This is a genomic window from Clostridium sp. ATCC 25772, assembly GCF_001573875.1.
In the GTDB taxonomy this organism is placed as follows: domain Bacteria; phylum Bacillota; class Clostridia; order Clostridiales; family Clostridiaceae; genus Clostridium_J; species Clostridium_J senegalense.
On sequence record NZ_LFRG01000176.1, the window covers coordinates 1 to 597 of the forward strand.

A 597-nucleotide genomic window follows, 5' to 3' on the forward strand; every position below is an offset into this window, starting at 1 on the left:
GTGGCATAGAATAGGTAGTTTTATGCCACTAATATAAGAAATCGCTTATTTTAAACGTTTAAGCTAATGATAAGTGCTTTATGTCAGTTATTAAGTCAGAAGTGACTACTTTTTAGGGGGATTTTGAGTAGAATGAGTATAGATATAAATAAGTGTAAAATTAAAATAATCGTAGACAGTAGAGAAAAAAGTTGGTTGCATATAGCCAATACTTGGAATAAAAATAATATTGAATATTACATAAAAGATAAGGGACTTAAAACTGGAGATTATTCCATCGCGGTAAAAACTCCAAGTGGTGAGGTAATAAACTTTGAAGATAAAGTAGTAGTTGAAAGAAAAGCCAATATTACAGAGCTATGCGGTAACTTAACCGATAATAGAGATAGTGCTGGTAAGAATAGATTTATAAGGGAGCTTGAGAGGGCTAAGAAAAATGGCATTAAGCTAATACTACTAATTGAAGATTCGCAAGGCTATGACAAGGCATTAAGGGGATTCTTTAGGGAAGATAAACCAAGTAAGATGCACACTAACGGATTTATAGGTATGTTAATGGCATATAAGGCTAGATATGACTTTGAAGTTGTTTGGTTA

1 protein-coding gene is annotated in these 597 nt (G+C 32.3%); it reads left to right on the forward strand.

Annotated elements, in window-relative coordinates:
- Nucleotides 1–132: 132 nt before the first annotated feature.
- Nucleotides 133–597: ERCC4 domain-containing protein (locus tag AZI32_RS17440; protein ID WP_061997176.1), on the forward strand; the 465-nt coding region annotated here is incomplete at its 3' end.